This is a genomic window from Brevundimonas nasdae (assembly GCF_019395145.1).
Lineage (GTDB): Bacteria > Pseudomonadota > Alphaproteobacteria > Caulobacterales > Caulobacteraceae > Brevundimonas > Brevundimonas nasdae.
In genome coordinates this window covers 1,261,322-1,276,980 of sequence record NZ_CP080034.1, presented here as the reverse complement: position 1 = coordinate 1,276,980, position 15,659 = coordinate 1,261,322, and the positions used below count along the sequence as shown (strand labels likewise).

At 66.3% G+C, this 15,659-nt stretch carries 13 protein-coding genes; 9 read left to right on the top strand and 4 right to left on the bottom strand.

Annotation, left to right across the window (positions count from 1 at the left end):
* Positions 1-12: 12 nt before the first annotated feature.
* Positions 13-1,320 carry a diguanylate cyclase domain-containing protein gene (locus tag KWG56_RS06245; protein ID WP_219354130.1) on the bottom strand — a complete coding sequence of 436 codons (1,308 nt, stop codon included), beginning with the start codon at positions 1,318-1,320 and terminating at the stop codon, positions 13-15.
* Positions 1,321-1,520: 200 nt separating this feature from the next.
* On the opposite strand from KWG56_RS06245, the gene KWG56_RS06240 reads away from it, so the two are divergent.
* Positions 1,521-2,468 (top strand): YihY/virulence factor BrkB family protein, encoded by a 948-nt coding sequence (locus KWG56_RS06240; protein WP_236261107.1) that lies wholly within the window; start codon positions 1,521-1,523, stop codon positions 2,466-2,468.
* Here the strand turns inward: KWG56_RS06240 and KWG56_RS06235 are convergent.
* Positions 2,422-2,676, bottom strand: a complete 255-nt coding sequence (locus KWG56_RS06235) for a sulfurtransferase TusA family protein (protein WP_219354129.1) — start codon at positions 2,674-2,676, stop codon at positions 2,422-2,424. The two genes, KWG56_RS06240 and KWG56_RS06235, sit on opposite strands and share 47 nt — an antisense overlap.
* On the bottom strand, positions 2,673-3,203 hold the full coding sequence (locus KWG56_RS06230) for a CinA family protein (protein ID WP_373274043.1): 531 nt from the start codon (positions 3,201-3,203) through the stop codon (positions 2,673-2,675). The genes KWG56_RS06235 and KWG56_RS06230 overlap by 4 nt, the downstream gene beginning before the upstream one ends.
* Between KWG56_RS06230 and KWG56_RS06225 the strand changes: the two genes are divergently transcribed.
* Positions 3,202-5,493 (top strand): fused MFS/spermidine synthase, encoded by a 2,292-nt coding sequence (locus KWG56_RS06225; protein ID WP_219354128.1) that lies wholly within the window; start codon positions 3,202-3,204, stop codon positions 5,491-5,493. The genes KWG56_RS06230 and KWG56_RS06225 overlap by 2 nt on opposite strands.
* Here the strand turns inward: KWG56_RS06225 and KWG56_RS06220 are convergent.
* Complete coding sequence (locus KWG56_RS06220; protein WP_219354127.1) at positions 5,490-6,638, bottom strand: bifunctional 2-C-methyl-D-erythritol 4-phosphate cytidylyltransferase/2-C-methyl-D-erythritol 2,4-cyclodiphosphate synthase; 1,149 nt, start codon at positions 6,636-6,638, stop codon at positions 5,490-5,492. The genes KWG56_RS06225 and KWG56_RS06220 overlap by 4 nt on opposite strands.
* Positions 6,639-6,748: 110 nt before the next feature.
* On the opposite strand from KWG56_RS06220, the gene dusB reads away from it, so the two are divergent.
* From dusB to KWG56_RS06185, 7 genes are all read left to right on the top strand, one after another.
* Positions 6,749-7,804: a tRNA dihydrouridine synthase DusB gene (dusB, locus tag KWG56_RS06215; RefSeq protein ID WP_219354126.1), complete on the top strand. Its 1,056-nt coding sequence runs from the start codon at positions 6,749-6,751 to the stop codon at positions 7,802-7,804.
* 17 nt (positions 7,805-7,821) lie between these two features.
* Positions 7,822-10,071 carry a sensor histidine kinase NtrY-like gene (locus KWG56_RS06210; RefSeq protein WP_244999666.1) on the top strand — a complete coding sequence of 750 codons (2,250 nt, stop codon included), beginning with the start codon at positions 7,822-7,824 and terminating at the stop codon, positions 10,069-10,071.
* Positions 10,072-10,080: 9 nt separating this feature from the next.
* Positions 10,081-11,487 (top strand): nitrogen assimilation response regulator NtrX, encoded by a 1,407-nt coding sequence (gene ntrX, locus KWG56_RS06205; RefSeq protein ID WP_201097493.1) that lies wholly within the window; start codon positions 10,081-10,083, stop codon positions 11,485-11,487.
* The gene (locus KWG56_RS06200; protein ID WP_201097491.1) at positions 11,487-12,350 is read left to right on the top strand and encodes a D-amino-acid transaminase; all 864 of its coding nucleotides are present in this window, start codon (positions 11,487-11,489) and stop codon (positions 12,348-12,350) included. Before ntrX ends, KWG56_RS06200 begins: the two co-directional genes overlap by 1 nt.
* Before the next feature lie 103 nt (positions 12,351-12,453).
* On the top strand, positions 12,454-12,699 hold the full coding sequence (hfq, locus tag KWG56_RS06195; protein ID WP_003164861.1) for an RNA chaperone Hfq: 246 nt from the start codon (positions 12,454-12,456) through the stop codon (positions 12,697-12,699).
* Positions 12,700-14,013, top strand: a complete 1,314-nt coding sequence (hflX, locus tag KWG56_RS06190) for a GTPase HflX (protein WP_219354124.1) — start codon at positions 12,700-12,702, stop codon at positions 14,011-14,013.
* Between the two features lie 3 nt (positions 14,014-14,016).
* Positions 14,017-15,657 (top strand): Na+/H+ antiporter, encoded by a 1,641-nt coding sequence (locus tag KWG56_RS06185; RefSeq protein ID WP_219354123.1) that lies wholly within the window; start codon positions 14,017-14,019, stop codon positions 15,655-15,657.
* Positions 15,658-15,659 lie beyond the last annotated feature (2 nt).

The window sequence follows — 15,659 nt, the reverse complement described above, 5'->3', positions numbered from 1 at the left end:
CCTGCGGTTGATCTAGCGCGTCTGTTCGAACAGATCGGCGGACGCGCGTTCCAGCAGGGCGCCGGGGGCTTCGCCTTCGCGCATTTCAGCGACGCCCACATCGAACTCGGCCACGAAGGGCGAGCGCTCGGAGCCGGCGTCGAAAGCGGTGCAGCCGATGACGGCGGCGATCCGTTCAGCGGCCAGCCGGGCCTGGGCGGCATGGGTGGCGGGCAGAGCCAGGGCGAACACTTCCTTGGCCAGACGCGCGGGCGTGTCCTCTATGCGGACCAGACGCGACACCATCGCCCCGATCTGCGGCATGGCCCGATCCAGCCAACTGCCCTGGCGCGCCCAGGCGACGGCCTCGGTTTCTCGAACACGCAGGACGCAGACCGACAGGGGACGGCGGCGCGCGCGGGCGCCTTCGGCGATGCGGCCCAGGTGGGCGGCGAACAGCTCAGGCGTGAACAGGCCCGTCGTCGGGTCCATCACATCCAGGCTTCGCACCGAATCCAGCGCCCGGCGGATCGACAGGTGGCGACGGTGGGCCGCCGCCAGCGCCAGAAGACGCTCGGCCGTCTCATCCTCGGGCGTGTCGGCGGCTGAGACATCGGCGAACCCGCGATTGAACAGCTCCGACAACCCCATCTCGGTCTGGCCCCGCAGATAGAGCATCAGGGGAATGTGATAGAGGCGGGTGTTCCGCTTCATGCCCGAGGCGATGGATAGGGCAGGGGCGTGATCCTCCGCCCCCCACAGGACGGCGGCGTCGAACGGACTTTCGTGCAGATAGTCGAAGGCGGTGTAAGGCGTCGGCGCAGCGATCACCTCGACCCCCTGGGCGGTCAGAAGATTGGACAGGGCCAGGAAGCGCCGGTCCGCCGACCCGGCCGCCAGGATGCGCAAGGGGGCCTCGTCGTCCGGGCGGGCGGTCAGATCGACGCCGCGCAGGGAGAAGGTCGTGGTGCGGAGGTGATATTCCTCTTCGGCGATGGAGGCGCGGACCAGCTGCTCCAGCCGCAGGGCGGCCTGAGCTGGGTGCGGCGGCGCGGACATGACCAGATCAGCGCCTTCGATGGTGTCAGGTCTTGCACCGACGACCAGAACCGGAAGGCGGCGCGGTTCGGCGGCGGCGCGCAGGCGCAGGGCCGCGTCAGGCGCAAAAGAAGCGATGTCGATGATGGCCGCTTCCAGGGGGAAGTCCTGCAGCGTGGCGGCGGCGGAAGCCAGATCGCGGGCGGTCACGGTGCGCCAGCCCAGCGCATCCAGTCCCTCGGCCAGCGGCCCGATCCGACCGTCATCGGCCGCCAGGATCAATACACGCGCGTCGAAAGCCAAGCAGATCGTCTCCAGGGGACGCCCCCGTCCCAACGCGCCCATACCGCCTGGACCGCGCGCGGACCATAGGGATGCTATGCTTAAGGAAGTTATGTCGTGGACGAACGTCCCAATACGGGAACATTCACGCGGTTGCGACTTCCTTGAGCGCGGGAATCCGCTAGGTTCCGCCGCTTGGCGTAACGGTTGTGGGGACCGGCTTGAGTGACAATCTGACCCGTTCGGTGCTGAAGGCACCCAGATTCTGGGGCGGCCTTGCGGTCCGGGCCTTCACGCGCAGCTGGGGCCGGGACGTGATGCTCTACACGGGCGGGGTGTCGTTCTTTGCGCTGCTGGCCGTGTTTCCCGCCATCGCCATCCTGATCGGTTTCTACAAGCTGGGCCTGTCGATCAATGAAGTCAGCGCCCAGGCGACGGCTCTGTCGGATCTGCTGCCCAGCGCTGCGCAGAACATTTTCCAGAGCGAGATCACGCGGCTGAGCAACGCCTCAGCGCGGACGGTGTCGGCCCAAAGCGCGTTCGCCCTGTTCGTCGGCGCCTATGCGGCGCACCGGGGTTTCAAGGCTCTGCTGGCCGGGCTGAACCTGATCCACGACGAGACAGAGCCGCATGGGTTCTTCAAGTTCAACCTGCTGGCGTTTTTCGTCGCCGTCTTCGCCTTTGCGCTGTTCACCGTGGTGTCGGGCGCCGTCGTGACGGTTCGGATCATGGCCCATGCCGCAAATGCAACGGGCGCGGTCGCCGAACAGGGGCGGTTCATGCCGTTCGATTCGGCCTTGCCGGCCATCGGCCTCGTGATCGGGCTGACCATGCTTTATCGCTATGCCATGAGCCATACGACGCCGGTGGCCTGGGTTCCGGCCATCACGGGCGGCGTGGTCGCAACCTGCATGTCGGTCGTGTCGTCATGGCTGTGCGCCATCTATGTCGAGCAGATCGCGCCGCTGGGCGCCACCTATGGATCGGTGGGCGCCGTGGTGGTCCTGCTGATCTGGCTGTCGTGGAACGTGAACGCCATCTTCTATGGCGGCGCATTCGCCACCGAAATGGAGATCGCCGACAAGGCCCGGCGCGTGCCCGAAGAAGCGCCCGCAGAGGTCGTCAATCTGTCCGAGCGTCGGGCGTCGCGGGTCCGCTCTCGACGGTGAGGTGCAGGACGCCGTCGATGTCCTGGATTTCGACAAGGCGTCCGTTCTTCTGGCTCATCATGAACGGCACATCGATGCGCGCCATCGGGTCGGTCGCCAGCAGGACGAAACGCACGCCCGGCGCAGCATCGGCCATGGCCTTCTGCAATTTCAGGCTGGGCGTCGGGCAGCGGTGACCGCGCGCGTCGACGATGATGGGTTGGCTCACCCCAGTTGATCCGCCAGCATCGACAGGGCGGTGCGGACGCTGGCCATGCGAATGGCGTCACGACCAATCTCGCCGAACCGTTTCTGGACGTGCGTCAGGCCCTTTGGACCCTGAGACGCGAAATGAACCAGCCCGACCGGCTTGTCGTCCGAACCGCCGCCGGGCCCCGCGATGCCGGTGACCGAGACGCTGATTTCTGCGCGGGAGTTGGAGACGGCGCCTTCGGCCATGGCTCGCGCGGTTTCTTCCGACACCGCGCCGTGGGCCATCAGCGTGGTCTGGCGGACGTCCAGCATCTGGCTCTTGGCCTCATTGCTGTAGGTGACGAAGCCCCGGTCGAGCGCAGAAGAGGAGCCGGGAACGGCGGTAAGGGCCGAGGCGACCAGACCGCCCGTACAGCTCTCGGCTGTGGCCAGCATCAATCCTCGCGCGGTTGACGCCGCGACAATCTGTTGCGCCAGTTGCTGAATGTCATCGGGGAACATGTGCTTTTCATAATCGCCGAACCGGGTTCTAACCAGAGGCATGACCGATTTCGTGGACGCTCCAACGCCAGTCTCGGAAATGAAACGGGACCGGTCGACACCGATCCTGTTCGCCGTCGCCATCTTCACCTCGGCCTGTCTGGTCTTCGTGGTTCAGCCCATGGTGACCAAGCTGGTGCTGCCGACGCTGGGCGGTTCGCCGTCGGTGTGGAACGCGTCGATGGTCTTCTTCCAGACCGCATTGCTGGCGGGATATGGCTATGCCCACCTGCTGCAGCGGATCGGGTCGATCCGAACCCAGGTCATGGTGCATGTGGGCCTGCTGTTGCTGGCGGCCCTGTTCCTGCCGCTGAAGATCAACGGCCTGTTGGGCGATCCTGACCCGGCGGCGCCCGTGGCCTGGCTGCTGGGCACGCTGGCCCTGTCGATCGGAGCCCCGTTCGCCATCCTGTCGGCGACCGCGCCCCTGTTGCAGGCCTGGTATGCGCGGGTGCGGGCGGCCCACGCCGACGGCAAAAACCCGTATGTCCTCTATGCGGCGTCCAATCTGGGCAGCTTCCTGGCCTTGCTGGCCTATCCGGTGCTGATCGAGCCGCTGGCCAGCCTGTCGGGACAGCGCTGGGGGTGGAGCGGCGGCTACGCCCTGTTCCTGCTGATGGTGATCGGCTTGTCGCTGGTGGTGTGGCGGCGGCGTGCGGAGGCGGCGCCCGAACCCGCCAGGTTGGCCGTCAGCCCGCCGATCTCATGGCGGGAGAAGGGTATGCTGGTCCTGCTGGCGGCAGCGCCGTCCAGCCTGATGCTGGGCGTGACCGCGCACCTGTCGACCGATGTGGCCTCGGCGCCCTTCCTTTGGGTCATCCCATTGGCGCTGTATCTGCTGACCTTTGTCATCGCCTTCCAGTCGCGGCCATTCATCCCGCCGCACATAGGTCTGGCGTTCCACGGGGCGGCGGCGGCCCTGTGCGCGGCGATGATCGCGTTTCGCACCGGCGAGTGGGCGCTGGTGTTCTTCGTCAATCTGGCGGCCTTCTTCTTCACAGCCCTGATGTGCCACCAGCGTCTGGCGGCGCGACGGCCAGCCCCCGATCGCCTGACCGAATTCTATCTGCTGCTGTCGTTCGGCGGCGTCGTCGGGGGCGTGTTCAACGCCCTGATCGCGCCCGTCATCTTCAACATGGTCTGGGAGTATCCGATCGTCCTGGTCGCAGCGGTCCTGTTGCGCCCGTGGGGACGCGACGCCTTCAAGCCGTGGCAGATCATCTGTTTCCTCGGCGCGCTGGCCATCGCACTGGCGCCGCCGATTCTGCTGGAGATCATGCGCTACAATCCCGATTTCAGGGCCATGGTCCCCGCGGGCGAGACGCCCCGGATTGCGCAGGGCATTCTGGGCATCGCTGCCGTCATCGCGTTTCTTGTGCGGGATCGGGCGCTGCTGTTCGCCATTGCGCTGGCGACCATGGTCTGGTCGGGGCTGCATATCGCGCGCGGCTATGACTGGGATCTGACGGAGCGCAGCTTCTTTGGCGTGATGCGCGTGGCGACGACGCAGGATCAGGCTCTGGGCGGACGGATCCATGTGCTGATGCACGGCACGACCCTGCATGGCGCCCAGTCGATGGAGGCTTCGCACCGGTGCGCGCCCACCCTCTACTACGCCAAAAGCACGCCTCTGGGGCAGTCGGCGCTCAAGACCCAGGAACGCCATCCCGAGGGCGCCGTGATCGGCGTTGTGGGGCAGGGATCGGGCGCCATGGCCGCCTATAAACGGGCCGAGGACCGGCTGACCTTCTTCGAAATCGACCCGATGGTGGACCGCCTGTCACGGGATCCCAAGTGGTTCAGCTTCATCAATGGCTGCGCCGATGGTCCCGTTCGCACGGTTCTGGGCGACGCCCGTCTGACGATGGAGCGGGAGCCCGCGGGAACCTATGACCTGCTGGTCATCGACGCCTTCACGTCTGACGCCGTGCCGACACACCTGCTGACGGTCGAGGCGATCAAGGGCTATCTGCGTCTGCTTAAACCCGACGGGGTCGTGGTGCTGCACCTGTCGAACCGGAACCTTGAGATCACTCTGCCCGCAGAGGCGGCGGCCCAGGCGCTGAACGTCCCGAACCTGCATCAGATCTATTTCGAACGTAAGGACGGGCCAGGCATGTCCGAGGCCTCGACCGAAGCGCTGATCATCGGCAAATCTGAAGCCGCACTTGCCCCCTATCGCGCGGATGGGCGCTGGCGGACGCTGGAGCGGACAGACGTTCGTCCGTGGACGGACGACTACGTCAATCTGTTCGGTTCATTGCTCCGGCAATGGAAGATGGCGGCGCGTTAAAGCGCCTGCGGCGCGGGCATGTCGACAGTCGCGACGGCCTGCGCCGCCATGCCTTCGCCGCGTCCGGTGAAGCCCAGGCCCTCGGTCGTGGTCGCCTTGACGCTGACGGCGTCGAGCGGCAGGGCCAGAATGGCGGCGATCCGCTCACGCATGGCCTGACGATGCGGCTTCACCTTGGGCTGTTCGCAGATCAGGGTGACGTCGACATTGATGATGCGGCCGCCGCGCGCCGTCACCAGTTCGGCGGCGTGTTGCAGGAAGCGGTCGGACGCTGCGCCCTTCCACTTCGGATCGCTGGGCGGGAAATGATCACCGATGTCGCCCTCGGCGATGGCGCCGAGCAGGGCGTCGGTCAGAGCGTGCAGACCCACATCCGCATCGGAATGGCCGATCAGGGTCTGGTCATGCGCAACTTCGACGCCGCAGAGCCAGACCGAGCCGCCGGGCCCCCAGCGGTGAACATCATAGCCGGAGCCGATGCGGGTCTGACGGGGCAGCAGGGCCTCGGCCATGGCGAAATCCTCAGGGTAGGTCAGTTTCATCAGCCGCTGGTCGCCCTCGATCAGGACGACGCGTCCGCCGTTGCGTTCGACGACGACGGCTTCGTCGGTTGGCGCATCTGCGCCGGTCCAGGCGGCGTAGGCGGCCTCGATGGTCTGTCGGCGGAAGGCTTGCGGCGTCTGGGCGCGCCACAGGCCCTCGCGTTCGACCACGCCCGCCATCCGGCCGTTTTCGCCACGGCGCAGGCTGTCGGCCACGGGCAGGGCGGGCAGGGCGCCGTCGGCTTCATTCAGGGCGCCCACCAGACGCTCTATGACGGCCTGGGACAACAGGGGGCGCGCGGCGTCGTGGATCAGGACCGGCTGGTCGGCCGGGCAGGTCAGGGCGGCCAGGCCGGCACGAACAGAATCGGCCCGTGCAGCCCCGCCGTCCACGCTTCGCCAGTTGGACAATCCGGCCAGAACATCGGCGGCGCGCGCGTCTTCGCCGGGGGCGACCACGATCACGACCTCATCAGCGCCGGCGTTCAGCAGGGCCTCGACCGACCAGCGCAGGACAGGCTTGCCGCCCAGTGCGCGCCACTGCTTGTCGCCGCCCGCGCGCGAGCCGGAACCAGCCGCAACGATAATGCCTGAAAACCTCATGGCGGCCTTACTAATGCGCGATGCTGAAAAGGTCAGCGCTTTTCAGCGAAACCATCAAACCGCCGCTGTCAGGCTTGACGAACCCGGTCCCAATGCGGCGAAAGGCGGAAATGGCGAAGACCCTACAGATCGGCGATGTGACGGTGCCCGGACAGGTGCTGATGGCGCCCATGACCGGCATCACAGATCTGCCGTTCCGTGTCCTGGCCTCGAAGCTGGGCGCCGCCTATGTCGCGACCGAAATGGTGGCGGCCAAGGAGTTGGCGCGCGCACGGCCTGACGTGGTGCGTCGGGCGGCTGTCGGCGCAGGTCTGCCGCTGACGGTCATCCAGCTGGTCGGACGTGACCCGGATCAGATGGGCGAGGGGGCGCGGATGGCCGAAAAGGCGGGCGCCGACATCATCGACCTGAACTTCGGCTGTCCGGCAAAGGAGGTCACGGGATCGGCCGCAGGCTCGGCCCTGATGCGGACCCCCGATCTGGCGTGCCGGATCATGGCGGCGGCGGTTGCGGCGACCAGCCGTCCGGTGACGGTCAAGATGCGCCTGGGCTGGGATGACGACAGCAAGAACGCCGCCGAACTTGCCAGACGCGCCCAGGACATCGGCGTCAAGGCGGTGACGGTCCACGGCCGCACGCGCAAGCAGTTCTATACGGGTCGGGCGGATTGGGACGCTGTCGGCGCGGTCAAGTCGGCGGTCGAAATCCCCGTCATCGTCAACGGCGACATCATTACGGCGGAAGAGGCGCGTGAAGCCCTGGACCGTTCTGGCGCGGACGGCCTGATGTTGGGGCGCGGGGTCTATGGCCGCCCATGGCTGGCGGCCCACCTGGAGCGGGCGCTGATCGACGGCGTCGCCTTGGCCGAACCTGACGTGGATGAGCGGTTGCAGATCGTGATCGAGCATCTGCGGGCGTCGGTCGCCTTCTATGGGATGCCGCTGGGACTTCGCATGTTCCGCAAGCACCTGGGTTGGTACATCGAGCAGGCGCCATGGCCGACCGATCCGCAACACCGTCGCGAGGCAAAGGCAAGAATTTGCCGCCTTGATGATCCAGAGGCTGTTGAGCGAGAGATTGCTCAGCTTTGGCGGCGAAATTTGCTGAAATCCGGCAACTCTGTTGTTGAAAGCGCGACACAGGTGGGGGAAACTGCTGTGGCATGACGGATACGCCTCCCCCTGTGAGCTCCTTGCCCGACCTGGTGTCGGACGATGAGTCGTTCTGGGGGCGGTTGCAGGGTGAACGTGCGCGGGCCCTGTTTGGGCTGGCCTATGTCATCGCCGTCGTCATCACCGCAGCGACCATCTGGCTGGTGGCGGTGGCGCCCAGTGCGATTTCGGGCGGTGAAGGTTCGATCGGCAGCCAACTGGTGCTGTATGTCCTGATCGGCAACCTGTTCCTGATATCCGGTCTGGCCTTTCTGGTCGGACGACGTGTCTTCGCCCTGGCCCGAAGCACCAATGAGGCGGGCTCGCGTCTGCACCTCAGGTTCGTCACGCTGTTCTCGATGGTGGCGGTGATCCCGTCGGTGCTGATCGCCCTGGTCTTCGGCATGCTGGTGACGCGCGGCGTCGATCAGTGGTTCAGCCAGAACGTCCAGGCCTCGGTCGAAAACGGCGCCATCGTCGGGCGGGCCTATATCGACGACGTGTCGGGGACTATGGACTCCGACCTGGTGATCATCGCCGACCAACTGACCGGCGCCCGCAGCCTGTTCGACAACCGCATCCGCTTCAACGACGCGCTGCAGCAGATCGGCGACATCTTCGGCTATCCGGCGGTCTATATTCTCAACAGCAAGGGCGAGGTTCTGGCGCGCGGCGAGTCCGCCAAGGCGCCGCCCTATCTGGCCCCCCCGCGCTCCGAGCTGGAAGCCGCAGCCGAGGGCGGCAAGCCGCCGCAGCAGGTCACGGAGCATCCGGACGCTGTGCGCTCGATCATCGCCCTGCCTGCCTATGGCGACGCCTATCTCTATTTGGTGAGGCCCCTGCAGGAGGGGTTGGTGGCGCGGATGAATGCGTCAAGCCAGTCCATCGTCGCCTATCGTGAGGCGCAGGAAAGCCGGGCGCGGATTCAGTCGGCCTTCATCCTCAGCTATCTGGAGACGGCGCTGCTGGTGCTGGTGGGGGCGGTCTGGCTGGGCATGTCGGCGGCCAGCAGCATATCGGCGCCGATCGGGCGTCTGGTGAAGGCGGCGGGCCAGGTGGCGGGCGGCGACTTCACCGCGCGGGTCGACAGTCATGGCGCGCCTGCCGAGGTGGCGACCCTGTCTGAAGCCTTCAACCGCATGACCAGCGATCTGCAGGCCCAGCAGACGGCGCTGAAGGACGCCAGCGAAGAGGCGCAGGATCGAAGCAAGTTCATTGAAACCGTTCTGTCCGGCGTCAGCGCGGGGGTGATCGGTCTGGATCGGCTGGGGCGCGTATCCGCCATCAACGAAAGCGCTCTGCAACTGCTGCACATCGAAGAGGCCGAGGTGCTGGGTCATGAGCTTGGCGGCCTGTCGCCTGAACTCAGCGACCTGGTGCGCCGCGCAGAGGCCCATATCGAAGAAGACATCGACGTCAGCCGCGCTGGCGAGACCTTGCGCCTGCGGGTGCGGATCGAGGGCGGTTTGGGCGGCGAGATGGTGCTGACCTTCGACGACATCACGCGTCTGGTGACGGCGCAGCGCAACGCCGCCTGGCGCGACGTGGCGCGCCGCATCGCCCATGAGATCAAGAACCCGCTGACGCCGATCCAGCTGTCAGCGGAACGGTTGAAGCGGAAATATCGCTCTCGCATCGGCGAGGACGTGGAGATCTTCGACCGCTGCACCGACACCATCATCCGTCAGGTCGGCGATATCGGCCGGATGGTGGACGAGTTCTCGTCCTTCGCCCGGATGCCCGCGCCGCGCTTCGCCCAGGCGAATCCGGCCGAGATGCTGCGTGAGGCGGTGTTCGCACAGCGCGTCGCTGCGCCCGATATTGTCGTCAGCATGGTCGAACCTCTGCCCATGGCGACGCAGACGTGCGACGGCCGAATGGTGGGGCAGGCGCTGCTGAATATCCTGAAGAACGCCGGGGAAGCTGTCGCTGCGCGCCGACTGGCCGACGGCGATCCGGCGGCCTCGGATCTGCCGGGCGTGATCACGTCGCTGACGATCACCGACGGCATCGCCACCTTTGCGGTCGAGGACGATGGCGTAGGCCTGCCTGCGCGCGACCGCGACCGCCTGACCGAACCCTATGTGACCACGCGCGAAAAGGGCACGGGGCTAGGCCTGGCCATAGTAAAGCGCATCTGCGAGGACCACGGCGGCGAGTTGAAGCTCGCGGACGCGGAAACCCTGCGCGGCGCGCGCGTATGTCTGATTTTCCCATTGAACCCACCCGGCAAGAACGGTGACGCATCGGAGCGCAAGCTTCTGAACGTCGCCGCCGAATAGCGAGGCAAGATGCGACCTACTGGTTCCGACATTCTGGTCGTCGATGATGAGGCTGACATCCGCGATCTGGTGTCCGGCCTTCTGGAGGACGAGGGGCACGCCGTGCGCGTGGCCGCCAACTCCGACGAGGCCCTGGCGGCCATTCGAGCGCGCAAGCCTTCGCTGGCCATTCTGGACATCTGGATGCAGGGCGGCGGCCTTGACGGGCTGGAGTTGCTTGAAGTCGTCAAGGAGATCGACCCTGATCTGCCGGTCGTGATGATCTCTGGTCACGGTAATATCGAGACGGCGGTGACGGCGCTGAAGCGTGGCGCCTATGACTTCATCGAAAAGCCCTTCAAGTCGGATCGGCTGGTCGTGGTGGTCGAACGCGCCATCGAGGCCGCCAGCCTGCGTCGTGAGAACCGGCGTCTGCGCGCCGCAACCATGACGCCGTCGGGCCTGATCGGGCGCTCTCAGGCGGCTCAGGCTCTGCGCAGCACGATCGCAAAAGTGGCCCAGGCCAACAGCCGGGTTCTGATCTCCGGTCCGGCAGGTTCGGGCAAGGAGCTTGTAGCGCGCCAGATTCACGAGGGCAGCCCCCGTGCCCGCGCCGAGTTCGTGGCCATTTCCGCCGCCGGAATGACGCCGGAACGTCTGGATCTCGAACTGTTCGGCGAGGAAGGCCAGGACGGCCGCCCCAGCAAGATCGGCGTGTTCGAGCGCGCCCATAACGGCACCCTGTATCTGGACGAGATCAGCGACATGCCGCGCGAAAGCCAGAGCCGCATCCTGCGGGTTCTGGTCGATCAGCGGTTCCGGCGCGTCGGCGGCGAGCAGGATGTCCAGGTCGATGTGCGTGTGGTCACCTCGACCTCGCGCGACCTGAAGGCCGAAATCGCCGAGGGCAAGTTCCGCGAAGACCTGTTCCACCGCCTGAACGTTGTGCCGATCCGGGTTCCGGCCCTGTCGGAGCGCCGCGAGGATATTGCTGAACTGGTCGAATATTTCGTGGACACCATCAGCGCGGCGCAAGGCCTGCCCAAGCGGGTCGTCGGCGACGACGCCGTGGCGGTCCTGCAGGTTCACCCCTGGCCGGGCAACATCCGCCAACTGCGCAACAACATCGAACGCCTGCTGATCCTGGCGACCGGCGATCCCAACGAAACGATCACCGCCGACATGCTGCCGCAGGAGGTGGCCACCTCGAACGGTGCCACGCCGTCGCTGGGCGCGGAACGCACCATCGCCCTGCCGTTGCGTGAGGCGCGCGAGGTGTTCGAGCGGGAGTATCTGGCGGCCCAGATCATGCGTTTCGGCGGCAATATCTCGCGCACCGCCGCCTTCATCGGCATGGAGCGGTCCGCCCTGCACCGCAAGCTGAAGTCGCTGGGCGTGTCGCCTGCACGGGGCGGTGAAGAGGACGAACCGGCCTGATGTCACGCGTCGCCTATGTGAACGGCAGCTACAGCCCACATGGGGAGGCCGTGGTCCACATCGAGGATCGCGGCTTCCAGTTCGCCGACGGCGTCTATGAGGTCTGGGCGGTGTTCGACGGCAGGCTGGCGGATTTCGACGGACATATGACACGGCTGCATCGCAGCCTGACTGCACTGCGGATCGCCATCCCCATGTCGGTCGCAGCCCTGACGCAGGTGCTGCGTGAGACGATCCGGCGCAACCGCGTGCGCAACGGCCTGGTCTATCTGCAGGTCACGCGCGGCACGGCGCGGCGCGACCACCCGTTTCCGGCCGCCGACACGCCGCCCAGCGTCATCGTCACCGCCAAGTCGGTCAATCTGTCACGCGGCGAGGCCCAGGCGCTGAAGGGCGTCGCCGTCCTGACGCAGCCGGACATCCGCTGGGGGCGTTGCGACATCAAGACGGTGGGGCTGCTGCCCAACGTCCTGGCCAAACAGGCGGCGCGGGAGGCGGGCGCCTATGAGGCGTGGATGGTCGATGACATGGGGCTGGTGACCGAGGGGGCCTCGACCAACGCCTGGATCGTCGATGAACACGGCAAGCTGCGTACGCGCGATGTACAGGCCAACATCCTGAAGGGCTGCACCCGCACCAGCCTGATGGCGCTGATCGCCGAACATGGCGTCGAACTGGACGAACGCGCCTTCAGCGTCGATGAGGCAAAGCGCGCCCGCGAGGCCTTCTTCACCGCCGCAGGCGCCTTCGTCACGCCCGCCATATCGATTGACGGGGCCAGGATCGGGGACGGCAAGCCCGGGCCGATCACGACCCGCCTGCGCGCCCTTTATCTTGAACAGGCGCGAAGAGACGCCATTTAGGCCGTTGCCCGAGCGGGGAGACGGCGTTTAAGGTCGCCTTCGGCCGTTCCGGCCTCGCGCCGGCTAACCGGCGACGAACAACAAAGAACAGGAACAACCTGCCATGTCGCAAGACAAACGTCAGAACCTTCAGGACACCTTCCTCAACTCGGTCCGCAAGACCAAGACGCCGCTGACCATCTTCCTGGTCAATGGAGTCAAGTTGCAGGGCATCGTGACCTGGTTCGACAACTTCTGTGTGCTGCTGCGCCGCGATGGCCAGTCCCAGTTGGTGTACAAGCACGCCATCTCCACCATCATGCCGTCCGCGCCCGTGCAACTGTACGAGCCCGACGCCGAAGAAGACTGATTGACCCAAAAGCTTATTGATCACGCCGCCCCCGTTCAGCGGGCGGTCGTCATCCACCCCGACGGACGGTCGGAATCGCCTCGTCTGGCCGAAGAACGGCTGGAGGAGGCAACCGGCCTTGCCCGCGCCCTCGATCTGGACATCCAGGGCGAGGAGATCGTGCGCGTGCGCAAGGTGACGCCCGCCACCCTGTTCGGAACCGGCAAGGTCGAGGAACTGGCCGCCCTGATGCGCGCCGCCGAGGCCGATGTGGCCATCATCGATGACGCCCTGACCCCGGTGCAGCAACGCAATCTGGAAAAGGCGTGGGAGGTGAAGGTCATCGACCGCACCGGCCTGATCCTGGAAATCTTCGGCCGCCGCGCGCGGACCAAGGAAGGCCGCCTGCAGGTCGAACTGGCGCGGCTGGACTACGAGCGTTCGCGTCTGGTGCGGACCTGGACCCACCTTGAGCGCCAGCGCGGCGGCACCGGATCGACCGGGGGGCCAGGCGAAACCCAGATCGAGCTGGACCGACGCCTGATCGCCGACCGTATCGTCAAACTGAAGGCTGAACTGGAAGAGGTGCGCCGCACGCGTGGCCTGCACCGCAAGCAGCGCCAGAAGGTCCCGTTCCCGACCATCGCCCTGGTGGGCTACACCAATGCGGGCAAGTCGACCCTGTTCAACAGGCTGACGGGATCAGAGGTCTTCGCCAAGGATCTGTTGTTCGCCACGCTGGACACGACCCAGCGCACGATCCGGCTGCCGCAGGGCCGACCGGCCATTGTGGCGGACACCGTCGGCTTCATCTCCGATCTGCCGCACGAACTGGTCGAAAGCTTCCGCGCCACGCTGGAAGAGGTCGGTGAGGCCGATCTGATCCTGCATGTCCGCGACATCGCCTCCGCCGACAGCGACGCCCAGGCCAAGGATGTCGAAGCGGTGCTGAAACAGATCGAGACGCCGGAGGGCAAGACCCGCCGCGTGCTGGAGGTCTGGAACAAGATCGATCTGCTGGACGAGGAGGCGCGCGAGGCCGTTCTCGGTCAGGCCGAACGTCTGGCGAAGGAAGGCGAGGCGGTCGCCGTGTCCGCCTGGACGGGCGAAGGGCTCGAGCCTCTGCGCGAAACCATCGCGGGACTGATCGACGACGACCCCGAGACGCGGATGATTCTGGCCCCTGAACAGGGCGAGGCGTTGGCCTGGCTGTATGAGCATGGGCGGGTGACGTTCCGCGATACCGACGACGATGGCCGCACTCATGTCACGGTGCGGCTGCACCCTGCGGCGCTCGGGCGTTTCGAGCGGCTTTATCCCGACCTGGTCGACTGACACATGCATCTGATCGAGACTGTGCTGCTGCTGCTTCTGGCCGTTGTGGTGTCGGGCTCGATCGCCAAGATCACACGGATCGCCCTGCCTCTGGTGCAGATCGGTCTGGGCGCGTCGCTGGTGCTGATCACCGGCAGCACGGTGGATCTGGAGCCGGATGTCTTCTTCCTGCTTTTCCTGCCGCCGCTGCTGTTTCTGGATGGCTGGCGCATTCCCAAGGAGGCGCTGTTCCGGGACCGGGCGGTGATCCTGGAGCTGGCGCTGGGGCTGGTGCTGTTCACGGTCGTTGGCCTGGGCTTCCTGATCTGGTGGATGATCCCGGAGATGCCGCTGCCGGTGGCCTTCGCCCTGGCCGCCATCCTGTCGCCGACCGACCCTATCGCAGTGAAGGCCATCGCCGCGCGGGCGCCCATCCCCAAGCGGCTGATGCATATTCTGGAGGGCGAGTCGCTGCTGAACGACGCGAGCGGCCTGACCTGCATGCGGATTGCGGTGATCGCGGCGACGACGGGCGCCTTCTCCATCGGTCACGCGATCGGGACTTTCGCCTGGCTGGCGGTGGCGGGCGTCGCGGTCGGCGTTCTGGTCACCATGGCGATCAGCTGGGCCAAGAACTGGGTCAACAAGCGCTGGGGCGAGGATGCGGGCGCCCAGGTTCTGATCAGCCTGCTTATTCCGTTCGCGGCCTATCTGGTGGCGGAAGAGCTGAATGCTTCGGGCATTCTGGCCGCTGTGGCCGCCGGGATCACCATGAGCTTCACCGAGCGCGGCGGTGTGGGCGGAAACCAGTCGCTGGCCATGACCCGCATCCGGCGCGGCGTTGTCTGGGACACGGTTCAGTTTGTCGCCAACGGCTTCATCTTCGTGATCCTGGGCGAGCAGATGCCGTCGATCATGGCGCGTGCGGCGGAGGTGGTGGCCGGGACCAGCCGTCCTGAAATCTGGTGGCTGGCGGTCTATGTCTTCGCCATCGTGGCCGCGCTGGCGGCGCTTCGCTTCATCTGGGTGTGGACGTCGCTGAAGCTGACGCTGTTTCGCCGTCGACACAGAGGCCCGCAACCCAAGGTGGGCCTGCGTCTGACCATGGTGATGTCGTTGGCGGGCGTGCGCGGCGCGATCACGCTGGCGGGCATACTGACCCTGCCGTTCTTCGTGGCGGACGGCACGTTGCTGCCATCGCGCAATCTGGCGATCTTTCTTGCGGCCGGCGTGATCATCGTCTCGCTGCTGGTGGCGACCATCGCTCTGCCGCGTCTGCTGCAGAATGTCGAACTGCCGCCTGAACCGTCCCATGAGGTGGAGGAGGACCGGTGCAGGGTCGCCGCCGCATCCGCCGCTCTGCGCGCCATCGAAGACGCCTCACACGCCATGGCCGAGAGCAAGCCCGATCCTGACCTCTATGCCGAGGTCGCCAGCCGGATCATGGAGGTCTATCGCCGCCGCATCGAGACCCACACGCATGGCGCGGAGGACGACGCCGCCGTGACGCGCAAGATCGACCGGGTCGAGCGTGAACTGTGGCTGGCGGGGCTGGCGGCGGAACGGTCGGAGCTGGGCCGCCTGATGCGCCTGCGTCAGATCGACGAAGTCACCGCACGTCGCATGATCCGTGAAGTGGACCTGCAGGAAATCCGCTATCTGTGAGG